This window comes from Embleya sp. NPDC056575 (assembly GCF_042793325.1).
GTDB lineage: Bacteria > Actinomycetota > Actinomycetes > Streptomycetales > Streptomycetaceae > Embleya.
In genome coordinates this window covers 152,811-168,920 of sequence record NZ_JBHTVA010000011.1, presented here as the reverse complement: position 1 = coordinate 168,920, position 16,110 = coordinate 152,811, and the positions used below count along the sequence as shown (strand labels likewise).

At 71.1% G+C, this 16,110-nt stretch carries 15 protein-coding genes; 8 read left to right on the top strand and 7 right to left on the bottom strand.

What is annotated here, in order from left to right; all coding sequences use genetic code 11:
• Window positions 1-18 precede the first annotated feature (18 nt).
• The 8 genes from rpmH to ACFRCG_RS11470 all read left to right on the top strand — a co-directional run bounded on the left by rpmH (window position 19) and on the right by ACFRCG_RS11470 (window position 6,007).
• The gene (gene rpmH, locus ACFRCG_RS11505) at window positions 19-156 is read left to right on the top strand and encodes a 50S ribosomal protein L34 (RefSeq protein ID WP_010849920.1); all 138 of its coding nucleotides are present in this window, start codon (window positions 19-21) and stop codon (window positions 154-156) included.
• A gap of 16 nt (window positions 157-172) precedes the next feature.
• Window positions 173-676 (top strand): ribonuclease P protein component, encoded by a 504-nt coding sequence (gene rnpA / locus ACFRCG_RS11500; protein WP_126640258.1) that lies wholly within the window; start codon window positions 173-175, stop codon window positions 674-676.
• Window positions 673-1,017 (top strand): membrane protein insertion efficiency factor YidD, encoded by a 345-nt coding sequence (gene yidD / locus ACFRCG_RS11495; protein WP_380003311.1) that lies wholly within the window; start codon window positions 673-675, stop codon window positions 1,015-1,017. The genes rnpA and yidD overlap by 4 nt, the downstream gene beginning before the upstream one ends.
• Window positions 1,018-1,019: 2 nt before the next feature.
• Window positions 1,020-2,186 (top strand): membrane protein insertase YidC, encoded by a 1,167-nt coding sequence (yidC, locus tag ACFRCG_RS11490; protein ID WP_380030607.1) that lies wholly within the window; start codon window positions 1,020-1,022, stop codon window positions 2,184-2,186.
• A gap of 68 nt (window positions 2,187-2,254) precedes the next feature.
• Window positions 2,255-2,806: a protein jag gene (locus ACFRCG_RS11485; protein WP_371863052.1), complete on the top strand. Its 552-nt coding sequence runs from the start codon at window positions 2,255-2,257 to the stop codon at window positions 2,804-2,806.
• Window positions 2,807-2,888: 82 nt separating this feature from the next.
• Window positions 2,889-3,641 (top strand): 16S rRNA (guanine(527)-N(7))-methyltransferase RsmG, encoded by a 753-nt coding sequence (gene rsmG, locus ACFRCG_RS11480; protein ID WP_380030629.1) that lies wholly within the window; start codon window positions 2,889-2,891, stop codon window positions 3,639-3,641.
• Between the two features lie 273 nt (window positions 3,642-3,914).
• On the top strand, window positions 3,915-4,847 hold the full coding sequence (locus tag ACFRCG_RS11475; protein ID WP_246126980.1) for a ParA family protein: 933 nt from the start codon (window positions 3,915-3,917) through the stop codon (window positions 4,845-4,847).
• Window positions 4,844-6,007, top strand: coding sequence for a ParB/RepB/Spo0J family partition protein (locus tag ACFRCG_RS11470; RefSeq protein ID WP_380030606.1), 1,164 nt, complete (start codon window positions 4,844-4,846; stop codon window positions 6,005-6,007). Before ACFRCG_RS11475 ends, ACFRCG_RS11470 begins: the two co-directional genes overlap by 4 nt.
• Window positions 6,008-6,490: 483 nt before the next feature.
• On the opposite strand, the gene ACFRCG_RS11465 is transcribed toward ACFRCG_RS11470, so the two are convergent.
• The 7 genes from ACFRCG_RS11465 to murJ all read right to left on the bottom strand — a co-directional run bounded on the left by ACFRCG_RS11465 (window position 6,491) and on the right by murJ (window position 16,075).
• Entirely contained in the window at window positions 6,491-7,669 is a 1,179-nt protein-coding gene (locus ACFRCG_RS11465; protein ID WP_380030605.1) for an N-acetylmuramoyl-L-alanine amidase, read from the bottom strand.
• A 249-nt stretch (window positions 7,670-7,918) separates the two neighbouring features.
• Entirely contained in the window at window positions 7,919-8,245 is a 327-nt protein-coding gene (trxA, locus tag ACFRCG_RS11460; protein ID WP_380030603.1) for a thioredoxin, read from the bottom strand.
• A 65-nt stretch (window positions 8,246-8,310) separates the two neighbouring features.
• Window positions 8,311-9,258, bottom strand: a complete 948-nt coding sequence (trxB, locus tag ACFRCG_RS11455) for a thioredoxin-disulfide reductase (protein WP_380030602.1) — start codon at window positions 9,256-9,258, stop codon at window positions 8,311-8,313.
• Between the two features lie 165 nt (window positions 9,259-9,423).
• Complete coding sequence (locus tag ACFRCG_RS11450) at window positions 9,424-10,374, bottom strand: anti-sigma factor family protein (protein ID WP_380030601.1); 951 nt, start codon at window positions 10,372-10,374, stop codon at window positions 9,424-9,426.
• Window positions 10,371-11,084, bottom strand: a complete 714-nt coding sequence (gene sigM, locus ACFRCG_RS11445) for an RNA polymerase sigma factor SigM (RefSeq protein ID WP_380030600.1) — start codon at window positions 11,082-11,084, stop codon at window positions 10,371-10,373. Before sigM ends, ACFRCG_RS11450 begins: the two co-directional genes overlap by 4 nt.
• Before the next feature lie 85 nt (window positions 11,085-11,169).
• Window positions 11,170-13,059 (bottom strand): protein kinase family protein, encoded by a 1,890-nt coding sequence (locus ACFRCG_RS11440; RefSeq protein ID WP_380030599.1) that lies wholly within the window; start codon window positions 13,057-13,059, stop codon window positions 11,170-11,172.
• A 370-nt stretch (window positions 13,060-13,429) separates the two neighbouring features.
• Window positions 13,430-16,075: a murein biosynthesis integral membrane protein MurJ gene (gene murJ / locus ACFRCG_RS11435; protein ID WP_380030598.1), complete on the bottom strand. Its 2,646-nt coding sequence runs from the start codon at window positions 16,073-16,075 to the stop codon at window positions 13,430-13,432.
• Window positions 16,076-16,110 lie beyond the last annotated feature (35 nt).

The window sequence follows — 16,110 nt, the reverse complement described above, 5'->3', positions numbered from 1 at the left end:
AAATCCTGGAGCCCCCGAGTGAGCAAGCGCACCTTCCAGCCGAACAACCGTCGCCGGGCGAAGACCCACGGGTTCCGGCTGCGCATGCGCACCCGTGCCGGTCGCGCCATCCTTGCTGCCCGTCGCCGCAAGGGCCGCGCGGAGCTTTCCGCCTGAGTTCGCGGATCTCTCCGTGCTGCCTGCCGATAACCGGCTGAGGCGGCGCGAGGACTTCGCGATCGCGGTTCGCCGCGGGCGTCGAGCCGGCCGTCCGAGCCTGGTCGTCCACCTGCATCGCCAGGAGACGAGCGGGCTCGGCGCGCCCACGCACACCCCGGCGACCGCGCAGCCGTCCGAGCCGGACACCCTGCGCCAATCTGTGGCAGAGGACCCGCACGCGGAAGTGGAGCACGCTCCACCACCGCGTGCGGGTTTCGTCGTGAGCAAGGCCGTCGGCCCCGCTGTTGTCCGTAACGTCGTCAAGCGTCGGCTACGCCACCTCATACGCGATCGGATGGCCCTGCTCCCGGCAGGTAGCCTGGTCGTGGTACGGGCATTGCCACCCGCAGCCCAGGCGGACCATTCCGACCTGGCACGGGATCTGGACGCAGCGTTCGACCGGCTCCTGGGCCGGGCCGGGCGCCCCGTCGCGGTTCGAGCGGATGGGCCCGCGGCCAAGCCGGGAGCGACGGCGTGAAGTACCTGTTCATGGGGTTCATTCGGGTCTATCAGTGGACGATCAGCCCGATGCTGGGGCCGGTGTGTCGCTTCTACCCGTCGTGCTCGCATTATGGGTATGAGGCGATGTCCGTGCACGGTGCCGTCAAGGGCACCTACCTCACCGTGTGGCGCATCCTGCGCTGCAACCCCTGGAACTCTGGCGGTGTCGATCCTGTGCCGCCGCGCACACGCCGACCGTGGCGACTTCCCGAGCGGAAGTCGCGCTCGGAGTCGGAGCCGCAGGAGCGGCAGCAGACGTCCAGCACCGGCCGTACCGAGCCCGCGCCCGGTGCGAACACCACCGCCCGAGGAGCTTGACCGTGGGGATTCTTAACCCCCTATATACCGCCGTCTCGTGGATCATCGTCCAATTCCACTCGTTGTTCAGCCCGATCTTCGGCAAGAACAGCGGCTGGTCGTGGGGGCTGTCCATCGTCTGCCTCGTGGTCGTCATCCGGATCTGCCTGATCCCGCTCTTCGTGAAGCAGATCAAGGCGACCCGGGGACTCCAGGCGCTGCAGCCGCGGATCAAGGAGATCCAGAAGCGGTACAAGGACGACCGCGAGCGGCAGTCCCAGGAAATGATGAAGCTCTACAAGGAGACGGGCACCAACCCGCTCTCGAGCTGCCTTCCGATCCTGGTGCAGTCGCCGTTCTTCTTCGCCCTGTTCCACGTGCTCCAGCGGGTGTCGCAGAACAAGACGGTCGGCGTCATCGACCGCGACCTGGTCAACAGCGCCCAGCAGGCGCACATCTTCGGCGCGCCGATCGCCGCCAAGTTCACCGACTCGGCGGCCAAGATCGAAAGCCTCGGGGCCGACATCACCACGGTGCGCATCGTCACGGTCGTGATGATCATCCTGATGTCCGCGTCGCAGTTCTTCACCCAGCGCCAGCTGATGACGAAGAACACCGACCCCGCTTCGCTCGTGGGCAACCCGTTCGCGAAGCAGCAGAAGCTGATGATGTACGCGTTCCCGATCATGTTCGCGGTCTTCGGCATCAACTTCCCCGTCGGTGTGCTCGTCTACTGGCTCACCACCAACGTGTGGACGATGGGTCAGCAGCTGTTCGTGATCAACCGCAACCCCACCCCCGGCAGCCCGGCGTTCAAGGTGCGGCAGGAGAAGCTGGCGGAGAAGGCGCGCAAGCAGGGCAAGGTGTTGCTGCCCGACGGCAAGCTGATGGACCAGGCCGAGTACGACGCCCAGCAGGCCGAACTCAAGGCCCAGGCCGCCCGGCGCCAGCAGCCCACCCGACTGACCAAGTCGCAGCGCAAGGCTCGGGCCCGGGACGAGGCGGAGGCGGCCGGTGCCGACGCCGAGGAGAGCGCCGAAGCCGATACCGCGACGCGCAACGGCTCGGGTACACCCGCCAGGTCGAACGGCGCGGTCAAGGGCTCGACCGCGCGGACGCCGCACTCCGGCGCGCGCAACGCCGGTCAGCGCCGGCAGCCCCAGGGCCGGAAGCACCCGAGGAAGAAGTGACCGCCCTCGACGGGCCGGCCGCCGCCCACCCCCACGACTCGCTCACTCGTCCACAAAGGAGTTCCCCTGTGACGGAAGGCACGACCCCCGCCGTCGACTCACCCGCCGCGTCGCGTCGGATCACGCTCACCGCGGAGGAGATCAGCCGTCTGGAACAGGAGGGTGAGATCGCCGCGGACTACCTGGAGGCCCTGCTCGACATCGCCGACCTCGACGGCGACATCGACATGGACGTCGAGGGCGGGCGCGCGTCGGTCTCGGTGATCGCGGGCGAGGAGAGCGAATCCTCCGGCGCCGACCTCAAGCGCCTCGTCGGTCGTGACGGTGAGGTCCTGGAGGCCCTGCAGGAGCTGACCCGACTCGCGGTGCACCGGGAGACCGGCGAGCGCAGCCGGCTCATGCTGGACGTGGACGGGTTCCGTGCCGCCAAGCGGGCGAACCTGGCGCGGATCGCCGGTGAAGCGGTGGAACGGGTCAAGGCCGCGGGTACCTCGCTCAAGCTCGAGCCGATGACCCCGTTCGAGCGCAAGGTCGTGCACGACACCGTCGCGGAGGCCGGACTGCGCAGCGAGTCGGAGGGCGAGGAGCCCAATCGCTGCGTCGTCGTCCTGCCCGCCTGATCGGATCCCCGGATCCGTTTCCGCCAACCGTCGCGCCGGCCCCACCTGCACCACAGGTGGGGCCGGCGCCGTTCTTGGGATGATGTTCCACGTGAAACGTCAGGACGACACGACCCCCGACCCGCCGGCGGACGAACGCGCGCCCGAGGCTCCGGAAGCGGCAGAGCGGCTCTTCGGGGCCAACCTCGACCGCGCGATCCGCTATGCCGACATGCTGGCCGGCCCCGGCGTGCGCCGCGGCATGGTCGGTCCGCGTGAGGTCGGCCGGCTCTGGGAGCGGCACCTGCTCAACTGCGGGGTGGTCGCCGAATTGATCGCGGAGAACGCGATCGTGCACGACGTCGGTTCGGGTGGTGGTCTGCCCGGCATTCCGCTCGCCCTGGTCCGTCCGGACCTGCGGATCACCCTCGTCGAGCCGCTGCTGCGGCGCACCACGTTCCTCGACGAGGTGGTCGACGAACTGGGCCTGGACAACGTACGGGTGCTGCGCGGCCGTGCCGAGGAGGTGCGCGGGCGTACCTGGGCCGACGTGGTCACCGCGCGCGCGGTGGCGCCGCTGGCCAAGCTCGCCGGATGGGGGCTGCCCCTGCTTGCCTCCGGCGGCGAGATGTTGGCGCTCAAGGGCGACTCGGCCGCCGACGAACTGCTGGAGTCGGAGGCGGATCTGCGCAAGCTCGGCGCGGTGTCGTGGGCGGTCGCGCACGCGGGTGCCGGGATCGTGGATCCGCTGACCACCGTCGTCCGGGTACGGATCGGCACCGTCGCGCCCAAGGAGTCGAAGGCGGCCAAGGCGCGCCGAACCGCCAAGCCGGCCCGGCGGCGCCCCGCCAAGTAGGCGAACTCGTCCACGGGTTGGGCCGGACGGCTGAAACGCCGTTCCTGCCCGCTCGGGGTGTGTCGTGAACGCCGTCCCCCGACCCCACCCGGGATCGTGTTTCACGTGAAACGCCTTCCGTGGAAACGCTTCTACTCACCTGAGGCGCGCCGGAACGTGACACCCTCTGAGGGTGCCGCCGCAGTGCGTGGTCATTCCGTCGGCCCGAGTTCCCATGTCGCCGCGGCAGGAGAGGAGAGTGGACCGTTGCCGTCCGAGTATCCGACAGCCTCGATGCCGGCGCCCCGTGTGGGTGCCGCCGTCGACGTTTCACGTGAAACAGAGGCGCCCGGTATCGAAGACACCCCGATCGCCCGAGCGGCCAGACAGGCCGTGGAGACGATGGGGCGCGCCTCGGAGGGATTGCCCCGCCCCGAGCGCACCCGCGTCATGGTGGTCGCGAACCAGAAGGGCGGCGTCGGCAAGACCACGTCGACCGTGAACCTTGCGGCCGCGCTGGCGATGCACGGCGCGCGCGTGCTGGTGATAGATCTCGACCCCCAGGGCAACGCCTCCACCGCGCTCGGGGTGGACCATCACGCCGGCACGCCGTCGATCTACGAGGTGCTGGTCGAGGGTCGCGACCTGGCCGAGGTCGTGCAGCCCGTGCGCGACGTCGAGGGACTGTTCTGTGCCCCGGCCACGATCGACCTCGCCGGGGCCGAGATCGAACTCGTCTCGCTGGTCGCTCGGGAGAGCCGGCTGCAACGCGCGATCGCCGCCTACGAGCAGCCGCTGGACTACATCCTGATCGACTGCCCGCCCTCGCTCGGGCTGCTGACGGTGAACGCGCTCGTGGCGGGCGCCGAGGTGGTCATCCCGATCCAGTGCGAGTACTACGCGCTGGAGGGGCTGGGCCAGTTGTTGCGCAACGTGGAACTGGTCCGCGCACACCTGAACCCGAACCTCGGCGTCTCGACGATCCTGCTGACGATGTACGACGCCCGGACCCGGTTGGCCTCGCAGGTGGCCCAGGAGGTGCGTGACCACTTCCCGGACGAGGTGTTGCCCACCGCGATCCCGCGTTCGGTCCGCATCTCCGAGGCGCCCAGCTACGGGCAGACCGTGATGACCTACGACCCGGGGTCCACCGGAGCGTTGTCGTATCTTGAAGCGGCTCGGGAGATGGCGCTGCGCGGTGTGGCGAAGGCGAAGGAGGAAGTATGAGCGGACAACGCAGGGGATTGGGCAAGGGGCTCGAATCGCTCATCCCGGCCCGGCCGTTGAAGCCGTCCTCCTCCGCCGCGGCGACCTTGCGGAAGATGGCGGAGATAGCGACGGACGAGTCGGCCCTGTCGCCGACCTCGGTGCCGTTGCAGGACGCGCCGAAGACCGAACCCGCTGCGCCGGCCGCGCTGTACGCCGAACTGCTCGTCGATCTGATCGAGCCGAACCCGCGGCAGCCGCGCGAGGTGTTCGACGAGGACGCGCTGGCCGAACTGGTGCAGTCGATCCGGGAGGTGGGCGTCCTCCAGCCGGTCGTGGTGCGCTCGACCAACGAGGGCAGCTACGAACTGGTGATGGGCGAGCGCCGGTTGCGGGCCTCCCGGATCGCCGGGCTGACCCGCATCCCGGCGATCGTGCGGGTGACCAACGACGACAAGATGCTGCTCGACGCGCTCCTGGAGAACCTGCACCGCGCCGAGTTGAACCCGCTCGAAGAGGCATTGGCCTACCAGCAGTTGCTGGAGGAGTTCCGGTGCAAGCAGGAGGAGCTGGCGGATCGTATCGGTCGTTCGCGTTCGCATCTGAGCAACACGATGCGGCTGCTGCGGCTGCCGATGGAGGTGCGCACCAAGGTGGCGGCGGGCACGTTGCTCGCCGGGCACGCGCGTGCGTTGCTGGCCCTGCTGGATCGGCCCGACGAGCTGATCAGGCTGTCGAAGCGGATTATCGCCGAGGGCATGACGGTGCGTACGGTCGAGGAGATCGCGCGCACGATCAACAACGAGGAGCCGGCGGCGAAGCCGAAGGCGCAGAAGCCGCGTCCGGGCGCGATCGTGGCACCCGCGCTGAACCATCTCGCGGATCGGCTCAAGGACCGGTTCGAGACCGAGGTGAAGGTGGTGCTCGGTCCGAAGAAGGGCAAGATCGTCGTCGAGTTCGCCTCGGTCGAGGACCTGGAGCGCATTCTCGCCTCGATGGCGCCCGGCGAGGGTGACCAGTTCGCCAAGCAGCTCGCCGAGCGGGAGGTGCCGAGCCAGGCCGGGCGCGCTCGCGGCACGGCGGCCGGTGTCACGGCGCCGGCGGAGGAGGCGGGAGCCGGGGCGACGTCGGCCGCCGCGGACGACGCGGACGACGCGGAGACTTCGGTGCTCGTCCCGTAGGCGGCATCGCCATGGGCCGGGAGCGGCTCGGCAAAGGAAGGTGGGGAGGGGCCCGTGGTCGTTGACCGCGGGCCCCTTCCTTGCTTGTGTTTCACGTGAAACGCGCCGCCGCCGGAGATCGCGGCATGCCGATGTTTCACGTGAAACCTGTTCGCACCCCTGGAGGGACGATGAGGTCGAAGTGCTGGATCCTGGCGGGTCTGGGTGTGGGCGCCGTCGGCGGGTTCGTCGGCGGCCTGCTCGGTGGCTCGCCGCGGTCCCGGGTGCCCGGTCCGCCGCCGTGGACGCCCGCGGGCCCTGCGATCCCGGTCCATGCGCTGCCGCAGGGCTCACGGTGGCCCCTGGATCGGGCCGGCTCGACGGATGGGACCGCCCGGGCACGGCCGGGCGGGCAGCCGCGATCGGTGGGGGCGCGGGAGCAGGTCGGGGAAGGGATCGATCCGGCGTGTGGTGATCGTCCGCCGCCCGCTCCGGCGCGGACGGTCAGGTGAAGACGGGCAGCCGCAACATCCCGGTGGGCACGTCCTCGTCCGGCGGCAGGTAGAGCCGCTGGAGGGCCACGACGACCGATTCGGCGGCGTGGTCGCGGAATTCCGAGGAAGCCAGTCGGGCCGCGTCGTCCACGTTGGTGAGGTAGCCCATCTCGATGCGCACGGCGGGCATCCGGGTGCGCCGCAGCAGTGTCCACGCCTTGCCGTGGGTGCGGCCGTCCACCATGCCGGTACGCGCCACGAGTTCGCGCTGGACCAGGCTCGCGAAGTGCTCCCCGGTGGGCGAGCGGCGCCCGTATCGGTCGCTGCCGCTGCCGTAGTAGTAGCACGCGACCCCGGCGGCACGCGGACTGTCGTTGCGGTCCGCGTGCAGGGATATCACGATGTCGGCGTCGGTGGCGTTGGCGAAGGCCGCCCGCTCCTCCTCGCCGATGCCGTCCTCGGCCGGCCCGCGGGTGAGGTAGGCGCGCACGCCCAGGGCGGACAGGCGGCCCTCCAGGCGCCGGGCCAGGTCCCACATCACCTCGGCCTCGGTCAGCCCGTGTGCGACCACGCCGGCGTCCGCGCCGCCGTGGCCCGGGTCGATCACCACGGTCTTGCCGGCCAGCGAGGGGCCGGAGCGGTGCAGCAGTTCGGACTCGCGCATCGCGTGTGGTTGGCCGCCGACGACCGTGCGCGCGAGCCGGTCGAGGGCTCGGAACGTGGCCGGTCCGCACGTACCGTCCGCGCCGAGTCCGTAGTTGCGTTGGAATTCGCGCAGGGCGCGCTCGGTGGCCGGGCCCAGGATGCCGTCCACCCGGCCGCAGTCGAAGCCCATGTCGAGCAACCGCTGCTGAAGGGTGGCCACATCGTCCCCGACGGTGGGGTGGCCGGCCGAGTAGGACAACATGCGGTCGCCGAGGCGCCACCGTGCCTCGTCGAGGTGACGGTAGGTCTCCGGGCCGACGACGCCGTCCACGGTCATCGCGCGCTGCTGCTGGAAGTGCCGCACGGCGAGGTCCACGGAGTGGTCGAACACCGCGTCCGCGTAGCCGCCGAGGTCGTCCGGACCGCCGGTGTCGGTCGGCCTGGGGGCACCGGCGGGCAGGAGGCCGAGCAGCACCAGTTTGGACCTGATCTCGGCCACTGCGGGGCCGGTGTCACCGCGTCGGTACCGCCGCTGCATGGTCATGGAAAGAAGTCCTCCCGAGTTTTGACGCAACACTCGATCGTACGCGCGCATCCGGTCGTTCCCGTACCGGAGCGGGGGTCCGGGGGCCTCGATTCCACATCGCACGCCGGGGCGGGTCGGGCGCGCGGTCCGGCGGTGCGCGGCGCGTGGCGCGCGTCCCGGTCGTCGCCGGCCGGTACGCCCTGACACGCGCGAAGGGCGCTCCCCGGTTCCGGGAAGCGCCCTTCGCGCACGGCCGATGCGATCGACTCAGATGAGCCCGTCGAGCTCCCGCAGAAGCGCCGCCTTCGGCTTGGCACCGACGATCGTCTTGACGATCTCGCCGCCCTGGAACACGTGCAGGGTCGGGATCGACAGCACGCCGTAGCGGGTGGTGATCTCCGGGTTCTCGTCGATGTTCAGCTTCGCCACGGAGAGCTTGTCGCTGTTCTCCGCCGCGATCTGCTCGAGCGCCGGGGCGATCTGGCGGCAGGGGCCGCACCACTCGGCCCAGAAGTCGACGAGCACGGGCTTGTCGCTCATCAGGACGTCGGTGTCGAAGGTCTTGTCGGTGACTGTGGTGGTGGCCCCTGCCATGGGTTGCTCCTCGGTGTGCTGGGGGTGGGACGGATGAAGGACGGGCGACGGGGTGCGGGCGCGGGTCAGGCGCTCGCGCCGTCGGCGAGCGAGGCGAGGTAGTGCTCGGCGTCCAGGGCGGCCGCGCAGCCGGTGCCGGCCGCGGTGATCGCCTGGCGGTAGGTGTGGTCCACGACGTCGCCCGCCGCGAAGACGCCGGTGAGGTTGGTGCGCGTGGTCGGCGCGTCGACCTTGATGTAGCCCTCGTCGTCGAGGTCGATCTGGCCGCGCACCAGCTCGGTGCGCGGGTCGTGGCCGACCGCGATGAACAGGCCGGTGACCGCCAGGTCGCGCAGCTCGCCGGTGACGGTGTCGCGCAGCCGCACGCCGCTGAGCTTGCCCTCGCCCCGGATCTCGGCGACCTCGCTGTTCCAGGCGAACGAGATCTTCTCGTTCGCGAACGCCCGATGCTGCATCGCCTTGCTCGCGCGCAGCTCGTCGCGGCGGTGGATCACCGTCACCGAGCGGGCGAAGCGGGACAGGAACGTGGCCTCCTCGATCGCCGAGTCGCCGCCGCCGACCACCGCGATGTCCTGGTCGCGGAAGAAGAAGCCGTCGCAGGTGGCGCACCAGGACACCCCGCGGCCGGACAGCGCGTCCTCGTTGGGGAGGGAGAGCTTGCGGTAGGCCGACCCGGTCGCCAGGATCACCGCGCGCGCCTTGTGCACGGTGCCCGCGCTGTCGGTGACCGTCTTGACGTCGCCCGCGAGGTCGACGGCGACGATGTCGTCCGGCACCAGCTCGGCGCCGAAACGCTCGGCCTGCTTGCGCATGTTGTCCATCAGGTCCGGACCCATGATGCCGTCCGGCCAGCCGGGGAAGTTCTCGACCTCGGTGGTGTTCATCAGCGCACCGCCCGCGGTGACGGCGCCTTCGAAGACCAACGGCTTCAGGTCCGCGCGTGCTGCGTAGACGGCGGCCGTGTACCCGGTCGGACCGGATCCGATGATGATCACGTTGCGGACGTCGCTCACGCTGAGCCTTCCCTGGTTCCTTGTCGAGCCTCGTGCCGGAGGTCGGCGTCGGCTGTGCGGGTCTGCGAAACCCGCGCCCCGAGAGATGCGGTGTCTCGTTCGACAACGGATCCTAGGCGCGCACCATTCCCGGGTCACAACGCCGCGGGTGCGGCGTGCCGGGGATCACCTTCTCGGTACCTCGGTGCTCAACAGGAGCGCGCCGGCGAACCCCGTCGAGGGGGGTACGGCGGCCGGCGGGCTCGCCGAGGCGTCGGCGGTGGAGCGCGGGACGCACGACGCGTCCACGATGTACACCCGGACCCGGTCGGTGCTCGGGCCGGGCAGGACCACCACCCACGCGGGCTTGCCGGTATAGCTGCCGGGGTCGGCGGCCAACGCCCGCGGCGCGTCGGGACCCACGGCGGCGGCCACGCACGCGGGCAACTCGCGCGGCGCGCGGTCGGCGCGGTGCAGCAGCAGCGAGACCTGGTCGGCCAGTCCGGCGGCGGTGTACACCCTCGGCGCGGCGGTGGACGCCGTCAGCGGGGTCTGCGGCGTGTGCTCCTCCGCGTTCGCCCCCGGGCGCTCGCCCGACGTGCCGGGCGGGGCGGCGGCCTTGGGCGCGGACGCGTCGGCGTTGCTCTTGACGGCGCTCGACCGGTGGTCCGAGTCGCCGTCGTCGCCGGTGCCGACCACGATCGTGACGCCCAGGGCCACCGCGGCCGCGGCGGCGGCGATCAGGAGCAGCGGACCGCGCCGCCGACGGCGGGCCCGGTCGAGCGGGACGACGACGTGCTCGGCGGGTGGTGCGCCGTGCCGGGTCGGCGGGGTGTTCGGCGCGCGCGGCGGTGTCACGGCCGACACCGGCATCGGCAGCGGCTTCGGCGGCTCGGCGGGGCGCGGCGGCGGCAGCGCGGCCAGGGCCAGCGCGTCGTCGATCCGGGCGATCACGTCGGCGGGCATCGGCTCGGCCGGTTGTCCGCCGAGCAGTTCGCGCACCTCCGCGAGCGCGTCGCGGGTGTCGCGGCACTCGGCGCACTCGGCGAGGTGCGCGTCGAGCGCGGCGGCCTCGGCCGTGGTGAGCAGTCCCTCGACGAGGTCGGACAGCACCTCGACGTCGATGTGCTCGCTCATCGTGTGCCACCTCCCTCCATGCTCGTGCCGCCCGTATCGGGGGTCGGACCGCCGGCTCGTGGGCGGTCGTCCGTCGATGGGACGGATTGTCCGGCCGCGGGGTTCCCCGGGGACCCGGCCCGGCCCGGTGGCCCGCTCTCGCGCAGGTGCCGCACCAGGGGCAGGAGCTTGGCCCGACCGCGGGCGCAGCGACTCTTGATGGTGCCGGACGCGACGTCGAGGATCCTGGCCGCCTCGTCGACGGGATAACCCTCCATGTCCACCAGGACGAGCGCGGCGCGCTGCTCGGCGGGGAGGGTGGCCAGCGCGGCGAGCAGCGCCTCGCGGGTCTCGCCCCGGACCGCCGGATCCTCCTGCGCGGGCGCGGGCAGCCGCTGATCCAGATCCTCGGGCAGCGGTACCGCCGGGCGGGCGGCACGGCGGCGGGCCCGGTCCAGGCAGGCGTTGACCACGATCCGGTGCAGCCACGTCGTGACGGCCGCGCGGCCCTCGAACCGTCCCGCCGCACGGTAGGCGGAAACCAGGGCGTCCTGGAGGGCGTCAGCGGCTTCCTCGCGGTCCCCCAGGGTGCGCAGCGCCACCGCCCACAGCCGATCGCGGTGCCGGCGTACGAGTTCGCCGAACGCGTCGGGGTCGCCGTGGGTATGCCGGGTGAGCAGATCGGCGTCGGTGACGTCCGCGTACGCCGATCCGCCGCGCTCGGTACTCACCGCCTACCTCCCCTGGGCCCGGGGTCGTCCCGGCATGCGATGCGGCGCCGCCGGAGGCAGGTCCGGCTCGATCGTTCGGACAAGGTCAGCTGTTGACCGTGAAGGTGATCTCGCGCCAGGCGTTTTGATGCCCCGGCGTGTAGATGTGGTAGCCGTTGACGTCCTGGAGAACCTTGGGCATCGCGGTCATCAGGACCAGCACGTACTGGGTCTTGGTCGCCTGGTCGGAACGGATGCTCACCTCGGCCGCATCGGTCGACTTGCCGCCCACGGTGGTGGTGAAGGCGTCCTGGCTCGACGGCATCGACGTGGCACCCGGCGCGGCTTTCAGCGTGATGGTGGTGGTGGCTCCGCCGGTGCCGAGCGCGAGGTCGAGGCCGCGGACGTCCATCGGTTCGCCGAGGTCGTAGATGATTCCGTACCCCTTGCGGCCGTTGTAGTCGACCGTCGGTCCGTCCTTCATCATGTTGGTCTGCCAGTACGTGTCGCGGTTCTTGTCGTAGGTCTTCGCCACGTCGTCCTGATCGACGGGCGCGCCGCCGATCGAGATCTCCGTGCCGCGCGTGGGGATGGCCTGCCGCGTGGGTGCCGGAGCCACCGGAGCCTGGGTCGGCGTGCTCGACTGGCCGCCGCTCTGCTTCTCCAGGGGCGGTTTCTTCTTCTCGCCGTCGCCCACGTGGCTGGCCACCTGCCACGTCACCAGCACGATGGCGAGCACCACCAGGACCGCGACCGCGCCCTTGACCGCGGCGCCGAACCGGCCGCCCAGCGGCGGTGGCGGGGTGACCGGCGGTCGGGCCGGGCCGTTCGGGCCGCGGCCGCCGCCGGAGTAGCCCGCCGAGGCGTAGACCGTCCGGTTCGGCGTCGGGGTGTAGATCGGGTACTCGTCGGGCTCCGGGCCGCCGACGATGGTGTTCTGCTCCGGCGGGTGCATCTCCGGGATGGCGGTGATCGCCGCGGACAGCTCTCCCGGTGTCTCGAACGCCGGTTCGTGCTTGACCTCGTGGCCGAGCGCGCGCATCGCCAGGGCGGCGAGCGTGTCGTCCACGCCGGCCCGGATCTGGCCGGGCGCGCACAGCCTGCCGCTGGTGAACGGCGCCGCCTGCAGGCCGTATTCGGTGCCCTCGACCCAGCGTCGGGTCAGCGCGGCGTACATCAGCCGGCCGACCGCGTGCGTGTCGTCGCGGGCCGCGTCGGTGGTGTCGTGTCCGTACAGCGCGGCCTCGACCGCCAGGCCGACGATCTTGTACTGGCCGGTGTGCATGCGCAGCACGTTCTCCGGCGTGAGCCGCAGGTGCGACAGGCCGGCGCGGTGTGCGACGGACATCGCCTGGGCGAGCGCGCGGGTGAGTTCGTAGACCTCGTGCGGCGGCAGCGGGGCGCTTTCGAAGACCTTGGTGAGGTTGTCCGCGTCGGGCAGCCACTCCTTCACCACATAGATCAGGCCGTCCTGTTCGGCGCAGTCGAGGACCTGGACGAAGCGGGGGTCGCCCATCAGCGCGGCGGCGCGGGCGGCGGCGATCACCGCCCGACCGTGTTCACCGCCGGCGGGGACGATGTGTACGCCCACCGCGCGCCGCAACTTCTCGTCCACCGCGCGCCAGGTCTCGCTGCGGCCGTTCTGGGACAGGCGGTGCTCGAGCCGGTAGCGCTCGGCGAGTCGGGTGCCTCGGCTGACCCGGGGGGCGGGGGGCTCCGGGGCGGGCGCGGGCTCGGGCTCGGCCGGCGCGCCGCCGGTGTCCGCGTCGCCGTCGCCGTCGTCGGTCGGTTTCCGCACTGCCGGTTCGGCCGCCGCCTCGGTGTTCTTCGCGGTCTCGGTCGGCTCGGCGGTCTCGGCCGCCGCCGCTTCGTCGGACGCGGGACCGGCGGGCGACCCGGGCTCGGAGCCGGCGTCGGGTTCGGGCTCGGAACCGATGGGCAAAACCGTGGTGGTGGTTCCGGAGGTCTTCTCGTCCGAACCGACACGTTTGTCCAACGATGTGTCAGAAGCCTTTGTCGGTACGGGGTTTGCCTCACCCGTCGCTAGGTCGACGGATCCTGCGGTTCGGTCCGTCACCTCGGCCTCATCCTCCTCGTCGGCACACTCATCGTAGAGGTGAGGCTTCTCGGGCCGTTGGTCAGGGACGACCTCTACATACCTTGAGACTCCCGGACCCCACTTCGGGTTGCCTCCTCGCAAGATCCGAAACGGAAACCGAGACCGGCGTATCGGGAGCATTACCCCCGTTTCGCCGAGAGCCACACCCTCACTCGCCCCATGGTGGTGCATCCCACACCGTTCCGCCCGCCGAATTCCCGGTGGGAATCCGGCGGGCGGGGGTGGTACGGCCGTGCGCGTGACCCGGTCAGCGGCCGAGTCGGCCCTTGATCATCCCGGTCATCGCGCTCATCTCCTCGACGCGCATGCGGTTCGCCGCGATGAAGAACACCACGAACATGGTCACGATCCCGGCGCCGACCGCGATCGCCGAGCCGCCCATGGCCGAGCCGAAGTGGCCGGTGCACACCCGGGCCACGAAGAACGCCGCGGCGCCGCCGATCCCGGCGGCGATCAGCAGCCGGGTATAGGTCCGGGTCACCCGGCGGCCGTCCAGGTCGCCGAGCCGCTTCTTCAGCCGTTGCGCGGCCAGCAGCACGCCGACGAGGTAGGCCAGGCTGTAGCCGCCCGCGATGCCGACACCGGCCCACTTGGTGGGCAGCGCGACATAGGCCAGGCCCGCGAAGGCCGCCTGGGCGCCCGCGATCCACACGGTGTTCAGGAACGGTGTCCGGGTGTCCTCGTACACGTAGAACCCGCGCAGCAGCACGTACTGCGCCGAGTACGGGATCAGGCCCAGGCCCAGCGCCATCAGCATGTAGCCGATCCAGTGCGCGCTCTGTTCGCCGGTGGGCGCGAAGATGAAGCCGCCGATGTCCCGGCCGAGGGCCACGAAGATCACCGCGCAGGGGATCATCGCCACCGCCGACAGGCGCAGGCCGGAGGAGATGTCGCCGCGCACGCTGGCCTCGTCGCCGTCGGCGGCGGCGCGACTCATCCGGGGCAACATCGCGGTCATCACCGACACGGTGATCACCGCCTGGGGCAGCTGCCAGATCAGCAGCGCGCTGCTGTAGGCGGTGAAGCCGACGCCGAACTGGATGTTCTGGTCCCGCGCGTCGACGTCGATCGCGGTGGCGAGCTGGGTCACCACCAGGTAGCCGGCCTGGTTGGCCAGCACGAACAGGAACGTCCACTTGGCCAGCCCGAGCGCCTTGCCCATCCCCGAGCCGCGCCAGTCGAAGCGCGGCCGGAAGCGGAACCGGGCCGACTTGAGATACGGGATCATCGCCATCGACTGCACGACCATGCCGAGCAGCGTGCCCAGACCCAGCAGCCGGATCTCGTCCGGGGTGATGGTGTCCGAGTTCTGCCCGGTGTTCTTCTGGGTGCCGGCCACCCAGATGTACAGGCCGAACGTCGCGATGATGACGATGTTGTTCAGGACCGGGGTCCACATCATCGGGCCGTAGCGCTCGCGCGCGTTGAGGATCTGCCCGAACAGCACGTGCAGACCCATGAAGAAGATGATCGGCAGGCAGTAGCGCGCGAAGGTGATCGCGAGCTCGTAGTCCTGATGATGTTTGGCCAGCGAGTTCGCGAACGCCCGGATCAGCAGCGGCGCGCCGAACCAGGCCAGCATCACCAACCCCGCCAGCACCGTCATCACCAGCGTGAGCAGGCGGTTCGCGTACGCCTCGCCGCCGTCGTCGTCCTGGCGCATGGCCCGCACCAGCTGCGGTACGAACACCGCGTTCAGCGCGCCGCCGCCGACCAGGATGTACAACAGCGTCGGCATCGTGTTGGCGACGTTGTAGGTGTTCGCCAGGATCGCGGTGCCCAGCGCCGCCGCGGCGACCAGGTTGCGGACGAAGCCGGTCATCCGCGACACGATCGTGCCCGCGGCCATCACGGCGGAGGACCGCATTATCCCGCCGAGCTTGCTGCCCTTCCGGCCGCCGCCGCCGACCGGGATGCCGGCCATGCGCTCCTCGGCGCCCGAGCCGGGCATCCGATAGACGGGCGAGGTGGACGGGTTCACCGGGACCGGCGGGGCGTCGAGGACGGCGCTCGCCGACATCGACGCGGCGGCCGCCTCGGCCCGGTGCTGGGTCTCGTAGCGCTGGTACGCCTCGGTGTACGAGGGCATGCCCGCGATGTCGCCGGCGAGGCCGAGGTTGATGCCGGTCAGCGTCTGGTCCATCAGCCAGCCGCCGGGGCGGTCGTAGTCGCCCCAGCCGCCCTGGCCCTGTTGCGGGCTCGGCTGCTGCGGAACGTACGACTGCTGCTGGTACACCTGCTGTTGGTGCTGCTGTTGCGGTTGTGGCTGCTGCGGTTGTTGCGCGTAGTTCTGCGCCTGCGGCGCCTGTGGCTGCTGTCCGTACGGGTCGCCGGAGCCGTAGCCGCCGTGGTCGCCGTACTGCTGCGGCGCGCCCGAGGGGTCGTAGTGCTGCGCGGGGTCGTACTGCCGAGAAGGGTCGTACGGCGCCGCCTCGGGGGTGAAGATCTCGTCCACGCCCACGTACGGGTCGTTGCCGGGCGGATCGCTCAACTCGTCGCGAAACCACGCCCCGCCGTCCTGCGCGGGCTGCTGCTGTTGCTGCTGCCCGTAGGGGTCGTAGCCGCCGCCCGACTGCGCGCCGTAGGGATCCCCGTAGGCCGGTTCGGGACCCGCGCCGTAGCCGCCCTGGCTCGGATAGCCCTGCTGCGGGTACTCGGGCTCGCCGTAGCCCGGGTGCGCGTTGGGGTCGAGATAGCCCTGCTCCCCGGGGTGCGCGTACGGATCCGGCGGTTGCGCGGCGTAGGGATCGGCCGGCTGCCCGTACGGATCGACGTACTGCTGCAGGTAGGGGTCGGCGGGCGGCCGACGCCGGTAGGGATCGTCGTGCGCGCCGTCGTCCGGCTCGGCGGAGCCGCCGGTGTACGGCTGACGTTCGTCGCTCCGGTCGCTCATGCGGGCGGGCCCTCGTCTTCTCGGTCAGGTTGAGT

Excerpts from the sequence above, each read along its gene's own strand:
- ACFRCG_RS11475 (WP_246126980.1), top strand. The coding sequence starts at position 3,915 with ATGCCGGCGCCCCGTGTGGGTGCCGCCGTCGACGTTTCACGTGAAACA.
- murJ (WP_380030598.1), bottom strand. The coding sequence starts at position 16,075 with ATGAGCGACCGGAGCGACGAACGTCAGCCGTACACCGGCGGCTCCGCC.
- trxA (WP_380030603.1), bottom strand. The coding sequence starts at position 8,245 with ATGGCAGGGGCCACCACCACAGTCACCGACAAGACCTTCGACACCGAC.
- ACFRCG_RS11450 (WP_380030601.1), bottom strand. The coding sequence starts at position 10,374 with ATGAGCGAGCACATCGACGTCGAGGTGCTGTCCGACCTCGTCGAGGGA.
- rsmG (WP_380030629.1), top strand. The coding sequence starts at position 2,889 with ATGTTCCACGTGAAACGTCAGGACGACACGACCCCCGACCCGCCGGCG.
- ACFRCG_RS11470 (WP_380030606.1), top strand. The coding sequence starts at position 4,844 with ATGAGCGGACAACGCAGGGGATTGGGCAAGGGGCTCGAATCGCTCATC.
- ACFRCG_RS11465 (WP_380030605.1), bottom strand. The coding sequence starts at position 7,669 with ATGACCATGCAGCGGCGGTACCGACGCGGTGACACCGGCCCCGCAGTG.